Genomic DNA, 18,330 nt, shown 5'->3' with positions numbered 1-18,330 from the left:
CGTGGAGCACAAGAGTGCCCGGACGGCGGATCGACATCGAACTGATTCCGGAGACGCTCATCCGCACGCCGGGATTTCCCGCAGCGCTCGCCGATGTGGCGGGTGACCCGTCGTTGCTCGCGCTGGCCGACGAGGCGGCAGGGCACGCGGACGCGTTGTCCGCGCTGGCCGCGGAGTTCGCGGACTTCTGGGAACGACTGGCCGAATTCGCCGGTGCCTCGGCTGATCGCCAGCGCTCGCAACGCGCCGCGCGGCGGGCACGGGCGCTGGTCAGCGAGCGGAAAGGACTCGACGACCGGCAGCGGGAACTTCTGCGCGCGGCCGGAATGGGCGACTGGGAACACCGGTGGACCGAGTCCGCCGAGCGGTGGCACACGGCTGTCTCGAATTTCACCGAATCGCACGAGAAGGCGGTGAAATCGGGTTCGGAGGCGGTGATCGGCGCATTCGACGACGATCGCCTCCAGCACGCGCTGCACGTGTCCAATCCTGATTTCCACGAGTTCGCGACAAGGCTGTGGACGGCGGAGAAGGGGTCGCTGGACAAGAAGTCGGCGCGCCGGCTGACCGGCACCCTGCACCGCTATCTGAGGCGGTTGAGCACCCGGTGCGAAACCGTGTCGTTCTTCGGGCCGGTTCGCTTCGCCCGGTTCGACCGGCTTCGTGCCGTACCGGTGGAGATCGGCGCGCCACAGGCCGAACGCGTGCACGTGGAAGCGAGCACCTGGCTGGTCTCCGCGCTCTCCCGGTACCTGGTCGACAGCACGCCGATCGACCGCAGGCGGGTCCGGCGGTCGCCGTTGTTCACCCTCACCGCCCAGGGACTCGTGCACGTGCCCACCGGTCGCCGCTTCCGGATGTCGCCGGCGGGGCGGGCGATCTGGAACAGTGCCGACGGGCGCACCGTGGGCGAGGTGGTGGCGGCGGTCGAGCGGCCGATCGACGAGGTGGTCGAGGAGCTCACGAGGCTCGGAAAAGCCGTCGAGCTGACCGTAATCGACCTGCCGTCGACCGAGCTGCGCGCGCTGACCAGACTGGCGCGGGCCGATGCCTCGATCGCGGAACTGGCCGCGGCCCGTGACCGGTTCGCGGCGCGGGCGTGGCCGTTGCGGCGTCAGGAGTTCGCGGGCGCCCGGCAGATCGCCGCCGCGTTCAGCTCGCGGGAACGGCAGCGACCCGGCGGGCACTACGCGGACCGGGAGATCTTCCACGAGGACAGGACCTGCCGGTACAGCGAACGCGTGACACTCGGCGCGCCGGTCGTCGACAGCGTCGGCGCGGCGCTGACGTCCGTGCTGCCGCTGTGCTACCTCGGTGGCCTCCTGCGGCGGGCCGACGCCCGTGCGGCCCTGCGCGCCCACCTCGGCGGAAAGGCCGCACCGCTGGCTGCCCTCACCGCGGTGGACCTGTCGCCGCAAGGCCCCCTGGAACGCGCGCTGCGCGACCGGCTCGCCGCGATCGTCCGCACCACCCCGGCGGACGCGGACGGCACCGTGCGGCTGAGTTCGGACGAGTTGCACGCCGGACTCGCGGACCTGTGGGACGCCGTGCCGGACGACGACCCGTGCCTGCCGAGTCCCGACCTGATGGCGTTGGACGGCGAACTGTCCTCCTGGTTGCTGGCGGAGCTCCACGACGACTGCAGTTCGATCTACGGCGGGCTGGAGAACCCGTTGCACAGCGAGCCCGAGGCGTTGTGGTCCCGGTTCTCCGCTCTCGTCCGCGACCTCGTCGGTGATCGCTGCGCCGCGGTGGTCGGCCGCCGGCGCAGCGCGCACGTCACGCCGGAACTGCCCGGCCTCACCGTCGAACTCAGTGGCAGGTCCGGAAAACCAGCCGAGGACGTGGTCCCGATCGGGGAGGTCGTGGTGCCGCCGTCTGCGGACGGTGTCGTGATCCGGGGCGAGCACCGCCTGCTCTACCCCGGCGACCTGGCCTCGCCGCTGCACCGCGCGCTCGCCCTGCCCGCTCTCGTACCCGTTCCGATCGACCTGGGAGACCACACGCCTCGCGTGAGCATCGACGGCACCGTCTACCAGCGTGCGCGCTGGAAGATCCGCTGCGGCGGTCTCGATCCCCTGAGCGTGCACCGGGTGCGGCGGGACGCGCGCCTGCCGCAGCACGTCTTCCTGCGCCACCCCTCCGAGCCCAAGCCGCTCTACGTGAACTTCGCCGACCCGCTGACGGTCCTCGAGGTGAGCCGGTTGCCGCAGGACTCCGCGCTGGTGACCGAAATGCTGCCCGCACACGGGCAACTGTGGTGGCAGGTGGACGGCGCGCAGTGCGCCGAGCTCCGACTGGGTTGCCTCGTCCGTCCGCACTCCGAAGGGGAAGGTTCCACCTCGTGACCACATTGGACTCTCTGCTCGCCGGGCACCCGGAGGAGTTCGCCGACCGCGTGCGGCGCCGTCTCGCCGACGAACGCGTCGTCTGGTTCACCACCGTGAGCGACTCCGGTGTCGCGCAGCCGAACCCCGTCTGGTTCCACTGGGACGGCGAGGCCTTCGTCGTGCACAACGACAGGAGCTCGGCGCGGGTGGCGAACCTGACGGCGCGGCCGCGGGTGACCCTGCACTTCGACGGCGGCCCGCTGGGCAGGGACGTCGTCGTCTTCCAGGGCACCGCCGAGGTACACCCGGAACCCACGGCCACGGCCCTGAGCCAGGCGTACCTCGACAAGTACCGGCAGGCCATCGACACCGTGCTCGGGGGCGTCGCCGCGTTCGAACGCTCTCACCCGACCGTCGTGCGGATCCGGCCGACCCGGTTGCGCGGGCGATGACCGGTCACACCGCGACGGCCTCGACCATGCTCACCCGCGCCCGGTCCGTCACTTTCGTCACCCGGAAACCCGTCTGCGCCAGGAGTTCCGCCGTCTCGTCCACGGTCCGCTCGCGACCGCCGATCATCATCAGCAGGTGCAGGTCGAGCAGGCCGCGGGCGGCCGGTTCTCCCGGCCTCAGCACCTCGCCGACCACGAGCAGCCGGTGGCCCGCATCCATCGCCGCACGGCAGTTCTCCAGCAACCGCAGGGCATCCCGGTCGGACCAGTCGGCCAGCACGCGGCACAGCACGTACAGCTCGGCACCGGACGGGACCTCGGCGAAGAAGTCGGCTCCGACCAGCTCACACCGTTCCTCGACGTCCTCGGCCGCGACCCGCTTCACCACGTCGGGCAGGTCGATCACCATCGCCCGCAGCGATGGGTGGGCCCGCAGCACGGTGGCGGCCAGGGTCCCGGTCCCCCCGCCCACGTCGGCGATGGTGGACACGCCGCCGAAGTCGGCCGAGTCCCGCACCAGGGCGCAGCACTCGGCGACCGACGCGGCCATCGCCGCGTCGAAACCGGCCGCCGCCACCGGATCCCGGGACAGTTCCTCCCAGAAGCCGATCCCGAACACCTCGTCGTACGCCGGCCGGCCAGTCCGGATCGCGAACGCGCTCGACTGCCACGCCTCGTACTGCTTCCCGCACGACGCGACGGCCCACGAGGCGAGCGAGCCCGGAACGTCGTGCCGCAGCAGCTCACCGGCCGGAGTGAGGACGTGCTCCGCCGTCACCAGGCCGATCTCGGCGGCCGCGGCCAGCAGCCGCGCCGTGGTCTGCGCCTGCGTGCCGCAGACCACGGCCACCTCGGCGCCCGTGCGCGCGCCGGCCGCCAAGGCGTCGGCCACGCCCAGCTCGGCGAACAGGGACGTCACCCGCGACCGCCGGTACCCGGTGACCAGCTCGCGCACGACTTCGTTGGGGGAAGGGAGATCACTCGACATGTAGCCATCCTCCCGACGTCCGGCGGCGCGGTCCACCGCGATCGCCTTTGTCGCCGAAACGGAGCAACCGCACCGTTTCGGTCTGTCTACTGTGGATTGGAAAACCATGTGCGGCGTGACCGGATGGGTCAGTTACGAACGTGACCTGATGAAGGAACGGCACATCCTGCTCGACATGACGGAGACGATGACGGCCCGCGGCCCGGACGCGGGCGGCGTGTGGACCCGGGGTCCCGCCGGACTCGGTCACCGGCGGCTGGCGGTGATCGACCTCGACGGCGGGGTCCAGCCCATGACCGCGGCGACGCCGTCCGGCGAGGTGGTGATCACCTACAGCGGCGAGGCCTACAACTTCGAGGAACTGCGCGGCCGGCTGCGCGAGCGGGGGCACCCGTTCCTCACCCGCAGCGACACCGAGGTCGTGCTGCGCGCGTACCTCGAGTGGGGCGAGGCGGTGGTCGACCACCTGACCGGGATGTACGCGTTCGCGATCTGGGACAGCCGCAGCCGATCCCTGCTCCTGGCCCGCGACCGCATGGGGATCAAACCGCTCTACTACGCGCGAACGCGGGACGGCGTGGTGTTCGGTTCCGAGCCCAAGGCGATCCTGGCCAACCCCCTGATCTCGCGGAAGGTCGGCCCCGACGGGCTGCGCGAGATCTTCGCCGTGGTCAGCACCCCCGGCGCGGCGGTCTGGGAGGACATCCGGGAGCTGCCCGCCGGGCACCTCGCCGTCCTCACGCCCGACGGACTGCGGGAGCGCCGTTACTGGGAGATCACGGCCGCCGGCCACACCGACGACCTGGCCACCACGGTGGACACGGTCCGCGACATGCTCACCGGCATCGTGCGCGACCAACTGGTCAGCGACGTGCCGCGGTGCTCACTGCTCTCCGGCGGCCTGGACTCCTCGCTGGTGACAGCGCTCGCCACGGCCCTGCTGGACACGCCGGTGTCGTCGTTCGAGGTCGACTTCGCCGACCAGGAACGGAACTTCAGGCCGGACCACATGCGCGGCACGCCGGACTCGCCGTACGCGCGCATCGTCGCCGACCACGTGGGCACCGACCACAGCAGCATCGTGCTCGACCCGGCCGACCTGCTGGCCGAGGAGGTGCGCGTCGCGGCAGTGCGCGCCCGCGACGTCCCGGTCGGCTGGGGAGAACTGGACTCCTCGTTGTACCTGCTCTTCCGCGGCGTCCGCGCGAGGTCCACGGTGGCGCTCTCCGGCGAGTCGGCCGACGAGGTGTTCGGCGGCTACGGCTGGTTCCACGACCCGGGGATGGTCGCGACCCCGATGTTCCCGTGGCTGCTCGTCACCGGCGACCACGCGCTCGGCTCGATGCTGCGCCCGGACGTGGAGGCGAAGGTGGACGTCACCGGGTTCCGCGCCGACTCGTACTCCGACGCCATGACTCGCACACCGGTGCTGCCGGGCGAGAGCGCGGTGGAACGGCGGATGCGCCAGATCCTCCACGTGTGCCTGACGCGGTGGCTGCGCGTGATGCTGGACCGCAAGGACCGCATGAGCATGGCCACCGGCCTGGAGGTGCGCGTCCCGTTCTGCGACCACCGGCTGGTGCAGTACGCGTACAACATCCCCTGGTCGATGAAGACCTTCGACGGCATGGAGAAGTCCGTCCTCCGGGCGGCGGCACGGGACCTGCTGCCGGACTCGGTGCTGCAACGCCGCAAGAGCCCCTATCCGTCCACTCAGAATGTCTCCTACTGCGCGGAGATCCAGCGGAGGGCGGGCGAAATCCTGGCAGACCGGCACTCCCCCGTCGGCGCGCTGGTCGACGCGCGCAAGCTGAGCCACCTGCTGACGATGGACGTCGAGAAGCTGCCCTTGGTGCCGCGTGCGGCGTTGGAACGGGTGATCGACCTGGAAATCTGGTTTCGGCTGTACAAACCCGAAGTGTCCTGGTGATCGGAGGGTAGGACAGCGCAGCAGACTCGGCCGGTCATGCTCAACACGTTCGCGACTGAGGCGGCGCCTGTTTCGGCGGACATCCGCTCATCGGCAGAAGCGGACGTTCGCCGACAGCGGGAAGCCCTCGCAGCTTGAAGCGAGCACGTGAGCGCCCGCGAGGGGGTCGAATGTACTGCGTGGCCCTTTCGACGCCGCCGCGTTCGCACACGGAGGTGACAACCTGGTCATCGACGAGTTGCTGCTGACTCCAGACCTGCTGCCAGCATGGATGGACGCGTTGTCCGGTCTGCACGTGCTGCTGGTGTGCGTCACGTGCCCGCTCGCGGTCGCAGAACAGCGAGAACGTGACCGGCGCGACCCGAACGGCTCGCACGAGGCCACCACCGCATGGTTCACAACCACGACACCATCTACATGACCGTCGACAGCACCACGGGCACGCCTACCGAACTGGCCAGAGCCGTACTGCGCACGCAATGCGGCGGTAGGACCCGCTGATGGGCGATGCCGTCCGGCCGACCGTGCGCGCCTCTATGGGCATGCGACTGCCGAATCCATGCACTCTCATGCCGCTGAGCGTGTGCCGAGCGGGAGACGCGCTCATGCCGAACTGCGGACGGCCACCGGTATTCCAATGCGGAAGACGAGCTTGGGATGGAGGATCGGGCTAGGAAGATGCGCTCGACGATGTCACCGAAAGGCATGATTCCGGGATGCGACAGATCACCGTGCTGGGTAGTTGTGGTGCATTCCCCGAGCCTGGGCGAGCATGCAGCGGATTTCTGGTGGAGTGGGACGGATACCGGCTGGTGCTCGATCTCGGCTATGCCACGCTGCCTCGTCTGCTGGCCCTCTGCCCGGATGGCGCGGTGGACGCTGTGGTCATCACCCACGAGCATCCCGATCACTGCATCGACCTGCACGGCCTGTTCCGCATACGCCTCTACGGCGGTCCACGCGAACCGAAGATGCCGCTTTACTGCCCGCCCGGTGTGCTCGCCCGGCTCAGCGGCCTGGAGCCGGATGTGGACCTGCGCGCGGTCTTCGAGGTGCACCCCCTGCCCGGCGCCCACCGGGTCGGCCCGTTCACGCTGACCGGTGTGTCGCTGCCGCACTACGTGCCCAACGCCGGCGTCCGGCTGCAGGCCGACGGGATGATCCTCGCCTACACCGGAGACACCGGTCCCGACCCGTTGCTGGCCGAACTCGGCCGGGACGCCGACCTGTTCATCGTCGAGGCCACCGATCGGGACGGCGAAGTCAGCCGGCCGGTGCGCAACCTGATGACCTCGGCCGAGGCGGGTCGATGGGCCCAGTTCGCGGGCGCGCGCCGGCTCCTGCTCACCCACTTCTGGCCGGGCAACGATCGGGCCGCCTCCGTGGCCGCCGCGCGAGCCGAGTTCGGTGGCGATGTGCTGGCAGCGGAGGAAGACCTCGTCATTCCCCTCACCATCGACTGAACACCGACCTCAGTCGACAGCTTCTCCTAGCTCGGTGCGCGATGAGCGGGGCTTCAGCTCAACCAGAACATCCGCACATGCCGCGGAGCGGTCGACAAGCCCAGCTGGCTACATGTGCTGGTATGAACAGCTATGGACATGAGGCGGTTCGTCGCGCCGGCGGCAGTGGGTGTTGTCGTCGCGATCGTGTTCGGGGCCTGGGGGTTCACCACGCGGCACTCGGCGACTCCCGATGTCGTCGAGGGCTGGGCGATGCCGAACGCGCACGGGACAGCGATCTCGTTGCACGACAGCAACGACACCCGCGCCGGTAACAGCCACATCGTCACCGGCGCGTCGTGGGCCAGTCGGGACGGTCTGTGGCACGACGGCGCGGATGGGCCCACTTGCATCGGTACCGACACCGCCACGAAGACCCGCGTGCGGTTGGGCATCGTGGATGTGGAGCCCGGCGAAGAAGGGAACGGCGGGCCGCGTGTGGTGTGGTTGCGCTGCCTCGCGTAGTCCTCACCAGCCGCGCTCGGCACAGGCGTCGCTTGCCCGCGATCAGCCCCAGAACGCGCGCTCATGCCGATGAGCGCATGGTGTGGCGGAGTCTCCTCGTTGTCACCGACGTTTGCCGTCGGCATAGCCCAGGAACGGGTTCGTTTCCTGGGCCCAGCCGAGGAACCGCCTGCCATTGCCGCGTCGCATCGTTCCGGCCGGTGTGAAACGATCTCCATCGAGCACTTGCAGGAGCCCTTCTACCGCGGGGACGAGCCGGATGCCGCGAAGCTCAGTGCCCAACCTCGCCGCTAGCGACATCTGCACGCTGGGTTCACAGAAGCTGAGCAGGAAGAGGGCCTGGCGCCATGCGTACGCGGTGTTCTTCACCTGGATCAGCGCCGCGTGCAGGTGGTCCGTGCGCTGGGCCTGCCTGCGCACGATCCAGCTGAACGTGCGCCCCGCCAGTCCCGGCGCGCGTTCGTGCAGCTCCTCGGTCAGGTCCAGGGCGTCGACCAGCACGGCGAGGTTGTGCGTGGTCAGGATCTGGCTCTGTTCCAGCAGCATGCCGTTGGCCGCGGTGGAGCCACCGGTGGTGCCCGCCCGCTGCCGGCACAGTTCCGTGAAGTCCGTGGCTGTTCGCTTGCCCCAGTGCAGGAGCGTGTGCTGCGGCTCGGACCAGTCCGCGGGCAGGTCGTAGTAGTTCGCGTAGAGCGTGCCGGACAGCAGACGGCTCGCCACCGCGGCGGCGTCGCGCCACTTGGTGGTGAACGTGCCCATGAAGATGTCCGCGGCCACCTCCTCCACGAGTGGCAGCTCCAGTTCCGCTTGCTTCGCGAGTGTCCTGATCTCGGTCACCAGCGGGTTCGGCAGCAATGCGTGCGGGAATGCGGTGAGTGCCAGCATCGTGATCTGCCGCAGGGCGCGACGAGCGGCTGCGGCGTTGTCCGGTTGGGGTGACTTGAAGGGGGCGAGGGCCTGGACCCAGGGAAGCTCGGTGAACCGCACCTGGTGCTCGAGGTTGAGCAGGAGCAGGCCGCGGCGGCGCCGGAATGCCGTGTAGGTCTGCTCGTGCAGCCCCGCCACGACCGGGTCGTCGATCGCCGCGCTGAGCAGCCGCGAGGTGAGCTGCGGCAGCACGGCCGCCAGCGTTTCGCCTGAGGTGATCACGCCGAGGCGCACCAGCTCGTCCGCTGGCGCTTCGAGCGCTCGAGCCGCCTTGCGCACCAGGCGGTCCGGCATCGTTGTGCCGCAAGGAATCTCGGCGGTCGTCTCGGCTTCGGACACCGCGGCCGTCGCGACGTCGAGCGACGGAAGTCCGCCGTCAGCCGGGAACCGGTTCAGCCTGGAGGCGAGCACACGGGCCAGCGCAGCCCTCGTCGGCGTCATGACGGTCGCCGCCTGGGCGGCGTGCCACGCGCCGCGTTGTTCTGTCTCCGGGGCACCCCGGCGGCTCACCGTGTTCGCGATGGCACGGCGGATCCAGCCCACCTCCCGCGCGGTGAGCTCGAGGCTGCCATCTGGGCAGGACTCCAGCGCGCGACGCAGTCTCGCGAAGTTGTTCTTCGGGTTGGTCTGCCTTCCCGAGGGTGCCACGGTGCGGCACATGTCGGCGAAGTCCGCGAGCCACTGAGCCCTGGCCGCCGTCCAGTCCGCGGGCCACGTCCGGCACGGCCAGCCGCCGTGCACGGATCCGTCCTCCCCGAGCTGCGGTAGCTCACCGTCGACGGTGCGGCACCACAACGCCAGCAGCCGGTCGTACAGCGGTTCCCACACCGTCACCGCGGCGCGCATCTTCGCGAGTTGCGCAGGCACCCGCACGGCACGCAGGGACGCGGCGGCATCCCGCACCGAGGCCACCCGGACGGCGGAGTCCGACGGACGGGCAACCGGTTCGAAGCGCGGCGTCAACCGCAGCCGGTGCATCAGCGGCCGCAGCTCGGCGACCAGGTCGAGAGCCTGCTCCGGGAAACCCCGGTCCAGGAGCAACGCCACCACAGGCAGCGCCGCGTCCTCGGGCACCTCGACCCGGAAACGCCCGGCGCGGACCGCGTCCAGGAGCTCGGCCTGACCGGCGTCGCCGAGATACCACAGGTTGAGCCGTTCCCGCTCGGTGCCGCCGGGAACCTCGTCCGGGAGGGAAGCGACGCGGGCGGTCTCGTCTTCGGACAGCGGCACCTCGGCCAGGTACCTGCCGGTCGCGAAGCCACCGTGCGCGACCTCGAGCGTCACCCACGCCGGGGTGTCCGCGACCGGGGTGCGGGAACCGACCGCAAGCGTGCCGTCGGCCATTCCGCTGACGACGTCCTCCCAGCGCCGCACCTTCCGCAGCGCCCGCTCGCGGTCGGCCTCGGTGCCCGCGGAGATCGCCGCGGCCAACGCCCGCGCCAACTGGCCGGTGGCGTAACCCGGCGAAGCGGTGTGGATCTGGTCGGCCACAGCGGACTCCACGGTTCGTCGGACATGGAGGCGGGAATCGAACCCGCGCCCTCCCCGTCCCGAGCGGGGTGATCTGCCACTGATCTACTCCATGATGCGCGCGAATCGTATCGATCATGCACACCGGCCGCTCTCGAATTGGCTGGCGTCCGAGCAGAAGTCGGACTTGGCCGCTGGTGTGGATGATGTCGGTGGTCAGGCTGACGTGCACCCGTTCGCCTGCGTGCTCAACCGGAGGTCGACCCAGAGGCCCGTCGCATGCTCACCGAAACCACCCCCGAACAAGACCGACTCGTTACCGTCTTCGGGCTAGGCTGCCTCGACCTGTCAGCGGCGACGAGGGGTTGGGGCCTGTGGCTCGGCGTTCGGACTCACCGGTGGTGATCCTGAGCATCCTGCTCGTGCTTTCGCTCGCCGGGTGGTTCGGCTTCGACTACCTGCACGAACGGCTCTCCTCCTCGAGCTGTGACACGGTCACCACGCTCAGCGTCGTGGCCGCGCCGGGCATCGCCTCGGCCGTGGCCCGCGTGTCGGAACAGGACGGTGCCGCGTGCTACCGGGTCGAGGTGATCGCGCGGGATTCCGCTGAGGCCGTCGGGTCCCTCGCGCAGGCCACACCGGATGTGTGGATCCCGGAGTCGTCCCAGTGGCTGCTGCGCGCCCAGCGGCGGGGTGCGTGGGACATCCCCGTCACGGGCCCGTCGATCGCGTCCTCGCCCATCGTGCTGGGGCTGACCGAGACCGCCGCGCGGCGGTTCGGCTGGCCGGAGCGAACGCCCACCTGGGCCCAGGTGTTCAGCGGTGAGCCGGCGATCGGACTCGTCGACCCGGCCGTCGACCCGGCAGGCCTGTCGGCGTTGATCGCCACGGGTGAGCTGTCCGGGTCCGCTCCGGACCCGGCCGGTTCCTATGCACTGACGCTGCGCAAGCTCACCAAGCACACCGTCCAGAAGCCCGCCGAGCTATTCGATCCCGCGCGGCCACTGGACGGCGTGGTGACCCCGGAGTCGGACTTGGGAAAACACGGTCTGGTCGGGGTGTACGCCGATCCCGCCGTGCCCTCGCTGGACTACCCGTACGTCGTCCTGCCCGGTTCCGATCAGGGCAAACGTGATGTGGCGCAACAGTTCCTGAGCCGCTTGCTCGACCAGGCCTCCGCAGGGCAGTTCGCGGAGGCGGGTCTGCGCGGGCCCGACGGGCGGGCCCTCGGGGGTTCGAGCGCCGCGGTGGTCCGGCCGGTCGCGCCTCCCGCCGACCCCGACCAACTGCTCAACCAGTGGGCGGCGGTCAACCGCAGCGCCCGGATGCAGGTGCTGCTGGACGTGTCCGGGTCGATGGCCCAGGTCGTCCCCGAGGCCGCCACCGACCGGATGACGCTCACCATCCGGGCCGCCGAGTTGGGCATCAGGTTGTTCAAGCCGACCACGAAGATCGGCCTGTGGCGGTTCTCCACGAACCTCGACGGCGACAAGGACCACAAGGAACTCCTGCCGGTGCGGCCGGTGGGTGAGCTCCTGGCCGACGGCTCACTGGACGAACTCCGCAGGGTCAAGGCGATCCCCAACGGCGCCACCGGCCTGTACGACTCGGTGCTGGCCGCCTACACCTCGGCCCGGCAGAACTGGGAGCCGGGCCGGATCAACCTGGTGGTGGTGCTCACCGACGGCAAGAACGAGGACCCCCGAGGGATCAACCAGGAACAGCTGCTCGCCCGGCTGGCCGAGTTGCAGGACCCGAAACGGCCCCTGCAGATCATCGGCATCGGCATCGGGCCGGACATCGACCCGGTCGAGCTGCGGGCGATCTCGCGGGCGACCGGCGGCGACGCCTACACCACCGAGGACCCGACCAAGATCGTCGACGTGTTCTACGCAGCGATGGGCAGGTTGCTGGAGACGTGACCACCACCACCGAACCGCGGCAGGTCGTCCTGGCCTGGCCCCGGACGATCACCCTGGCCGCGATCGCGATCGGCGTCATCCCGTTCGCGATCCACGCCTGGATGGCGTTCAACGGCTACTTCGGGCACGACGACTTCGTGATCCTGCACCGGGCGGCGGCCCACGGGCCGTTCGACCTCGACTACCTCTTCCAGGACTACAGCGGCCACCTGGCGCCCGGCATGTTCCTGCTGGCGTGGTTCATCACGGCGGTCGCGCCGCTGAGCCACGTGTTCGCCGTGCTCCCCCTGCTCGTGATGCTCGCGGTGGCGTCCGTGCTGTTCTGGCGGGTGCTGACGCGGTGCTTCGGGTCGCGCTGGACGCTGCTGTTGCCGTTCGCGGTCTACGCGTTCTCCCCCCTGATCCTGTACCCCACGCTGTGGTGGGCCTACGGCGTGCAGCTCTTCCCGTTGCTGCTGACCATGTTCGGCGCGATCAACGCGCACCTGACGTACCTGCGCACCCGCGAGGCGAAGCAGGTCGTCTTCACGGTGCTGTGGACCGTCGCCGGGCTGGCCTTCTACGAGAAGGCGGCGCTGTTCGTCGCCGTGCTGTTCGGGATCACGGTGCTGCTGGGCGAAAAGGCGCCCTGGCGGGTGTGGCTGGCGCACGGTGCCGTCGTCGCCGGGTTCGCCGTCCTGTTCGTCGCCCTGACCACCAGCCGAGTCAAGAGCGAACTGCCTTCCGCGGACTTCATCGCGGAGTTCGTCGGCAACGCGGTGCTGAACACCTTCCTGCCGGGCTTGTTCGGCGGCCCGTGGACCGGTCCCGCGCCCGGCGCGACCATCTCGACGTCGCCGCTGTGGCTGCGCCTGGCCGTGGCCGCGCTGGCCGTGCTGGTGCTCGTCGGCGCTCTGCTCAAGGCACCCCGACGCGCGGGGGCCGCGTGGCTGATGCTCGCCGGGTACCTCGCGGTCGACCTGCTCCTGGTGATCGTGACCCGGCTGCCCGAGATCGGGCCGCTGATCGGCAACGACCCCCGCTACATCGCCGACGCGGTCCCGATCGCCGTGCTCTGCGCGACGTTCGCGTTCCTCGAACCGGGCGAGCGCACCGGCGGCCTGAAACGGCCGGTCGTGCTCGGCCTGGTGACGCTGCTCGGGATCAGCGCCACGTTCAGCTTCCTGTGGCTCGCACCGGGTCTGCGGTTCGCCAAGTCGGAGCAGTACGTCAGCACCGCACGAGCCGCGCTGGCGGCGAACCCGTCGATCTCGCTCTACGACACGAACGTCCCGGACGCGGTCATGTCGGTGTGGCTCATCGAGGACGGCAAGGCGTCCAGGGTGGTCGGCCTGCTCCCGCAGCGGCCGAAGTTCGACCAGCCCGCGGAGGAGATGTTCCTGCTGGACGACAACGGATCGCCGCGCAGGATCACCGGCGTCAAGGATCCGGTCGTCGGCAGGAAAGGTCCGGTGGCCGACTGCGGCTACCCGGTCGGCGGCCAGGTCGTGACGATTCCGCTGAGCGGCCGGGTGGAGGGCCGCAGGTTGCTGCGGATGGAGTACTACACCTCCAGCGCGGGCCCGGTGCGGCTCGCGCTGGGAACGGCCGCCCAGGAGGTGAACTTCGCCGAGGGCCTGCACGTGCTGTACGTCGTCGTGAACGGCGGCTCCGACCGGCTGGAGGTCAACCGCGGCACCGCTGTGGACCCGATGTGCGTGGTGGACGTCCGGATCGGTTCCCCTTCGACGTGACCGGACCTACACTCCCGCGAATGACCTTCGACCAGGTGCGCCGCGACTGGACCCGGCTCGGCGAAGCGGATCCGCTGTGGGCGGTGCACGTGGCGCCGGACAAGCGCGGCGGCCGGTGGGAGGTCGACCAGTTCCTCGAACTGGGGCGCCAGGACGTGGCGATCGCCCGTGAGTGGCTCGCCCGGCTCGACCTGCCGGTGACCTGGCGGCGGGTGCTGGACTTCGGGTGCGGGGCCGGGCGGCTGTCGCAGGCGCTGGCCGAGCACGCCGACGAGGTCGTCGGCGTGGACGTCTCGCCGCCGATGCTCTCCACCGCCGAGAACCTGGACCGCAGCGGCGGGAAGTGCCGGTTCGTCCACAACGACACGCCGGATCTGCACCGGTTCCCCGACGGCGATTTCGACCTGGTCTACACCGAACTGGTGTTGCAGCACCTGCCGCGCACGGCGATCGAGGGCTACCTGGCGGAGTTCATGCGCGTGCTGCGTCCCGGCGGCGTGGCGGTGTTGCAGTGCACTACGAGTCCATTGTGGACGCTCAGGGGCGTGCTCTGGCGGTTCGCGCCCTACCGCCTGGTGGCCTGGGGGCAGCGCGTCGTGCTGCGCTACCCGGCGCCGATGCGGATGACCGCGCTGGCGCCGGACCGGCTCCGCGCCGTGGTGGCCGAGCACGGCGGTGAGGTGGTGGACAGCGTGTCCGAGGACATCCCGGTCAGCCACTGGCGGTCCACGAGATACGTCGTCCGCAAGAGGTGACGCGCGTCAGGGTGGCCGTGGGCTTGTACCGCAACCCCACGGCGTGGGTCATGCTGGGTCTCACGCTGCTGTCGTTCCTGCAACGCCCCGGCCGCACGACCTTCGACACCAAGCTCGACCTCGTGGTCGACCCGCTGGCGTTCCTCGGCCGCGCGTTGCACCTGTGGAACCCCGCGGCCAGCGGTGGCGAACTGCAGAACCAGGCGTACGGCTACCTGTTCCCGATGGGGCCGTACTTCGCGGTGTGCCACGTGCTCGGGCTGCCGCCGTGGATCTCCCAACGCCTGTGGTGCGCCCTGCTGCTGTGCGGCGCGTTCGGCGGTGTCCTCGCGGTCGCGCGGGCGCTGCGGATCGGCACCGCCCCGGCGCAGTACCTGGGGGCCGTCGCGTACGCGCTGGCGCCGCGGATGCTCACCGAGATCGGCCCGCTGTCGGCGGAGATGGTCGCCGCCGTGATGCTGCCGTGGATCCTGCTGCCCTTGATCAAGGCCGACCGGATCTCCTCGCCACGACGGGCGGCCGGCTTGTCCGGGCTCGCGACCCTCGGCGTCGGCGGGATGAACGGCGCGCTGGTGGTCACGGTCCTGCTGCTGCCCGGTCTGTGGCTGCTGACCCGGCAGTGGACCGCGCGGCACGTCCGGCTCGTGCTCTGGTGGTTCGCGTCCGTGGTGGCGGCCGTGCTGTGGTGGTTGCTGCCGCTGATGCTGCTCGGCGAGTACAGCCTGCCGTTCGTCGACTACGTCGAGTCGGCCGCCAACACCACGGCGCCGACGTCGCTGTTCCAGGTCCTGCGCGGCACCAACCAGTGGGTGGCCTACGTCGTGCAGGGCAGCCCGTGGTGGCCCTCCGGTTTCATGCTGGTCGACAACCCGGTCCTGATGCTGGCCACCGGGCTCCTCGCGGCGGCCGGCCTCGCCGGGCTGGTCCGCCGCGGACTGCCGGAGCGGCTCTTCCTGACGATCGGCGTCATCGCGGGCGTCGCCGTGATCACCATCGGCTACGTCGGGGCACTCGACAGTCCGCTGTCCCACACCGTTCGCGCCCTGCTGGACGGTCCGCTGGCCCCCCTGCGCAACGTGCACAAGTTCGAGCCCGGCCTGCGGCTGCCGTTGATGCTCGCGTTCATGCACGCGGTGTCACGCGTCCGGATCCCGGCCGCCGCGACCACCGCGGTCGCGGGCAAGGTCCGGCTCGCCGTCGGCGTCCTTCTGGTGGCCGTGATGGCCGTGCCCGCGTGGACGCTCACGTTGCGGCCGGGGCCGGGGTGGCAGGAGATCCCGGACTACTGGCGTTCCGCGATGACGTGGCTGGCCGACAACGACCCGGACGCCCGCACCCTCCTGCTGCCCGGCACCGGGTTCGGCGAGTACACCTGGGGCAAGACGGTCGACGAGCCCGCCCAGGCGCTGGCCCGGTCACCCTGGGCGCTGCGCAGCCAGATCCCGCTCGGCTCGGAGGGCAACACCCGGCTGATGGACGCGGTCGAGGACGCGCTCGCCGACGGGCGCGGCGCGCCAGGACTGGCCGACTTCCTCGCTCGGTCCGGGCACAGGTTCCTGTTGGTGCGCAACGACATCGACCGGGTCGCCACCGGTGCGCCACCGGTCACGATGATGCGGGACGCGCTGGCCCGCTCCGCCGGGATCGAACGCGTGACGACGTTCGGGCCGGTGGTCAAGCCGGGTGACCAGCCGGTCGTCAACTCGATCGACCTCGACGCCGCGCCGGCGCCCGCGTTGGAGATCTACGAGGTGAAGCGGTCGGTGCCGCGCGCGGTCGCGGTGAACGCCGAGGACGTCGCGACGGTGAGCGGTGGGCCGGAATCCCTGTTGCCGCTGCTCGACTCGGGAGTGCTGCGGGGAGATCGTCCTGCCGTGCTGGCCGGTGACGGCGGCGCGCCCGGGAGCCGGGACTGGCTCGTCACCGACGGGCTGCGCCACCGGGAGCGCAACGTCGGGCGGGTGCGCGACAATCTGAGCCAGACGCTCGCTGCCGACGAGCGGCCGAGGCTGGACCGGCCGGTGTCCGACATCCTGCCGTTCCCCGGTCCGGAGCACCAGACCGTCGCGGCCTACCGCGGGATCCGCGGTGTCACCGCGTCGAGTTCGGCCGGGTTCGCGGACTCCGTCCGCGCCTCCGACCCGTCGTCCATGCCCTTCGCCGCGATCGACGGAGATCCGTACAGCGCCTGGCAGTCCTCCACCCTCGCCGGACCGGCCGGGCAGTGGCTCGAAGTCGGCCTGGACACACCGCGGGTCGTCGACCAGGTGGCGCTGCGGATGGTCGACGACATCCGGGTCGGCTGGCCGGTCACCCGGATCAGGATCACCACCGACTCGGGTTTCCGCGATCACGAGGTCGCCAGGGGCGCCGCGGAGCAGGCGTTCGCGGTGTCGCCGGGGCTCACCAGCAGGGTCCGGGTCACCGTGCTGTCGGTGGCGGCGCAGTTGACCAGCGGCGCCGTCGGCATCGCCGAACTGTCGGTGCCCGGCGTGACCGCCCAACGGGCGTTGCGGGTGCCTGCCGACGTGCTGCCCGGCCCCGGACAGCGGACGACCTTCGCCTTCAGCCGCGGCCCTCAGCCGCGCTACTCCTGCACCGGCACCGACGGCGACCAGCGGTGCGACGTGGGACTGGCCAGGAGCGGCGAGGAACCCGACGGGATCCACCGGCTCTTCCGCACCCGCGACGACGCCAACTACCGTCTCGAAGGGACGGTCCTGCCCACCGTCGGCGGCACTCTCCCCGTCACCGCACCGGGGTTGACCGTCTCCAGCACGACCCAGTTGGCTGGTGACCCGGCCGCCGCGCCTCTGGCCGCGGTCGACGTGAACCCCACCACGACGTGGATCGCCGACTACACCGACGAGGAACCCACGCTGCGCCTGGCCTGGCCGACCGCCCGCGACGTGACCGGCTTGCGGCTGACCACGTCGGCGCTGTCCGGCGCGTCCCGCCCGACCGAGGTGCAGATCACCACCCCGGGGCTGAGCCGGACCGTGCCGGTGTTCTCCGACGGCTCGGTCGACTTCGCCGCGACCACCGACCGGCTGGACATCACGATCAAGAAGAGCGAAGGGGTTCCCGACCGCGTTCCGGGACCGGTGGGCATCAGCGACGTCGAGATCGTCGGTGCGCCCGATCTGGTGCCGCCGATCCCGCTGGACACCCCGTTCACCGTGCCGTGCGGCTCCGGCCCGGCCGTCACCATCGACGGAACCGCCTACGCCACCACGGTTTCCGGCACGCTGCGGGACGTGTTCCAGCACCGTCCGCTACCGCTGGGCACCTGTCGGGACCTGGTCGAGGGCGTCGACCTCGGAGCTCGGGAGCACGAGGTGAGCACAGCTCGATCGGCCTCCTTCGTGGTGCAGGACCTCACCCTGCGGCCCAGCACCGGGGCCGCCACCGAGCCACCGCCCGGTCAGCGCGCGATCGACTTCGAGCGGTGGGGTGCCGCACACCGTGAACTGCGGGTGGCTGCCGGGCAGGCCGCGGTCCTCAGCATCCCGGAGAACGCCAACGACGGCTGGGTGGCCAAGGTGAACGGCGAGCCGCTCGCCCGCACCAGGATCGACGGGTGGCAGCAGGCCTGGGTGCTGCCGGCCGGTGGCGTGACGACCGTGGTGCTGGACTTCGAACCCGACACCACCTACCGGCAACGGCTTCTCGTCGGCGCCGTCGCCGCGGCGCTCCTGCTGTTGGTCACGCTCGTGCCGGTGCGCAGACCGGTCCGGATCACCACGTCCCCCGCGGGCAAGCGGTGGGTGCCGGCGGTGCTGGTGGTGCTGCTCGCGGCCATCGGCGGGATCCTGCCGGTCGTCCTGCTGATCGCGAGCCTGCTCGTCCGTGCCGT

At 70.7% G+C, this 18,330-nt stretch carries 11 protein-coding genes, 1 tRNA gene and 1 pseudogene; 10 read left to right on the top strand and 3 right to left on the bottom strand.

The window, feature by feature from the left end; all coding sequences use genetic code 11:
* Positions 1–14: 14 nt before the first annotated feature.
* Complete coding sequence (locus IEY88_RS03280; protein WP_189153017.1) at positions 15–2,348, top strand: lantibiotic dehydratase; 2,334 nt, start codon at positions 15–17, stop codon at positions 2,346–2,348.
* On the top strand, positions 2,345–2,782 hold the full coding sequence (locus tag IEY88_RS03275; protein WP_189153016.1) for a pyridoxamine 5'-phosphate oxidase family protein: 438 nt from the start codon (positions 2,345–2,347) through the stop codon (positions 2,780–2,782). The genes IEY88_RS03280 and IEY88_RS03275 overlap by 4 nt, the downstream gene beginning before the upstream one ends.
* 4 nt (positions 2,783–2,786) lie before the next feature.
* Here IEY88_RS03275 and IEY88_RS03270 read toward each other — a convergent pair whose 3' ends face one another.
* On the bottom strand, positions 2,787–3,770 hold the full coding sequence (locus tag IEY88_RS03270; RefSeq protein ID WP_189153015.1) for a methyltransferase: 984 nt from the start codon (positions 3,768–3,770) through the stop codon (positions 2,787–2,789).
* Between the two features lie 106 nt (positions 3,771–3,876).
* On the opposite strand from IEY88_RS03270, the gene asnB reads away from it, so the two are divergent.
* From asnB to IEY88_RS03250, 4 genes are all read left to right on the top strand, one after another.
* Positions 3,877–5,700: an asparagine synthase (glutamine-hydrolyzing) gene (gene asnB / locus IEY88_RS03265; protein ID WP_189153530.1), complete on the top strand. Its 1,824-nt coding sequence runs from the start codon at positions 3,877–3,879 to the stop codon at positions 5,698–5,700.
* Between the two features lie 238 nt (positions 5,701–5,938).
* Positions 5,939–6,121: a phosphotransferase-like protein gene (locus IEY88_RS45410; protein ID WP_373294011.1), complete on the top strand. Its 183-nt coding sequence runs from the start codon at positions 5,939–5,941 to the stop codon at positions 6,119–6,121.
* A gap of 295 nt (positions 6,122–6,416) precedes the next feature.
* Positions 6,417–7,163: an MBL fold metallo-hydrolase gene (locus IEY88_RS03255; RefSeq protein ID WP_189153014.1), complete on the top strand. Its 747-nt coding sequence runs from the start codon at positions 6,417–6,419 to the stop codon at positions 7,161–7,163.
* 138 nt (positions 7,164–7,301) lie between these two features.
* Positions 7,302–7,667, top strand: coding sequence for a hypothetical protein (locus IEY88_RS03250; protein WP_189153013.1), 366 nt, complete (start codon positions 7,302–7,304; stop codon positions 7,665–7,667).
* A gap of 102 nt (positions 7,668–7,769) precedes the next feature.
* Here IEY88_RS03250 and IEY88_RS03245 read toward each other — a convergent pair whose 3' ends face one another.
* A complete protein-coding gene (locus tag IEY88_RS03245; RefSeq protein ID WP_189153012.1) occupies positions 7,770–10,085 on the bottom strand; it encodes a hypothetical protein in 2,316 nt (771 codons plus the stop codon).
* Between the two features lie 22 nt (positions 10,086–10,107).
* A tRNA-Pro gene (locus IEY88_RS03240) sits at positions 10,108–10,179 on the bottom strand.
* 283 nt (positions 10,180–10,462) lie between these two features.
* Here IEY88_RS03240 and IEY88_RS03235 point away from each other — a divergent pair.
* The 4 genes and pseudogenes from IEY88_RS03235 to IEY88_RS45720 form a co-directional block, all read left to right on the top strand.
* Positions 10,463–11,986 carry a substrate-binding domain-containing protein gene (locus IEY88_RS03235; RefSeq protein ID WP_229693045.1) on the top strand — a complete coding sequence of 508 codons (1,524 nt, stop codon included), beginning with the start codon at positions 10,463–10,465 and terminating at the stop codon, positions 11,984–11,986.
* A complete protein-coding gene (locus tag IEY88_RS03230; RefSeq protein WP_189153010.1) occupies positions 11,983–13,719 on the top strand; it encodes a hypothetical protein in 1,737 nt (578 codons plus the stop codon). The genes IEY88_RS03235 and IEY88_RS03230 overlap by 4 nt, the downstream gene beginning before the upstream one ends.
* Positions 13,720–13,739: 20 nt before the next feature.
* Positions 13,740–14,474: a class I SAM-dependent methyltransferase gene (locus tag IEY88_RS03225; protein ID WP_189153009.1), complete on the top strand. Its 735-nt coding sequence runs from the start codon at positions 13,740–13,742 to the stop codon at positions 14,472–14,474.
* Between the two features lie 50 nt (positions 14,475–14,524).
* Positions 14,525–17,599, top strand: a pseudogene (locus IEY88_RS45720) (alpha-(1->3)-arabinofuranosyltransferase); the annotation flags it as partial.
* Positions 17,600–18,330: the final 731 nt, after the last annotated feature.

The organism is Lentzea pudingi (assembly GCF_014646255.1).
GTDB classification, from domain to species: Bacteria; Actinomycetota; Actinomycetes; order Mycobacteriales; family Pseudonocardiaceae; genus Lentzea; species Lentzea pudingi.
The sequence above is the reverse complement of the archived record's forward strand: the minus strand, read 5'-3'. Positions and strand labels throughout refer to the sequence as shown.

Bases quoted from the DNA above. Each gene is read 5' to 3' on its own strand.
- IEY88_RS03270 (WP_189153015.1), bottom strand. From the start codon at position 3,770: ATGTCGAGTGATCTCCCTTCCCCCAACGAAGTCGTGCGCGAGCTGGTC.
- asnB (WP_189153530.1), top strand. From the start codon at position 3,877: ATGTGCGGCGTGACCGGATGGGTCAGTTACGAACGTGACCTGATGAAG.
- IEY88_RS03255 (WP_189153014.1), top strand. From the start codon at position 6,417: ATGCGACAGATCACCGTGCTGGGTAGTTGTGGTGCATTCCCCGAGCCT.
- IEY88_RS03250 (WP_189153013.1), top strand. From the start codon at position 7,302: ATGAGGCGGTTCGTCGCGCCGGCGGCAGTGGGTGTTGTCGTCGCGATC.
- IEY88_RS03225 (WP_189153009.1), top strand. From the start codon at position 13,740: ATGACCTTCGACCAGGTGCGCCGCGACTGGACCCGGCTCGGCGAAGCG.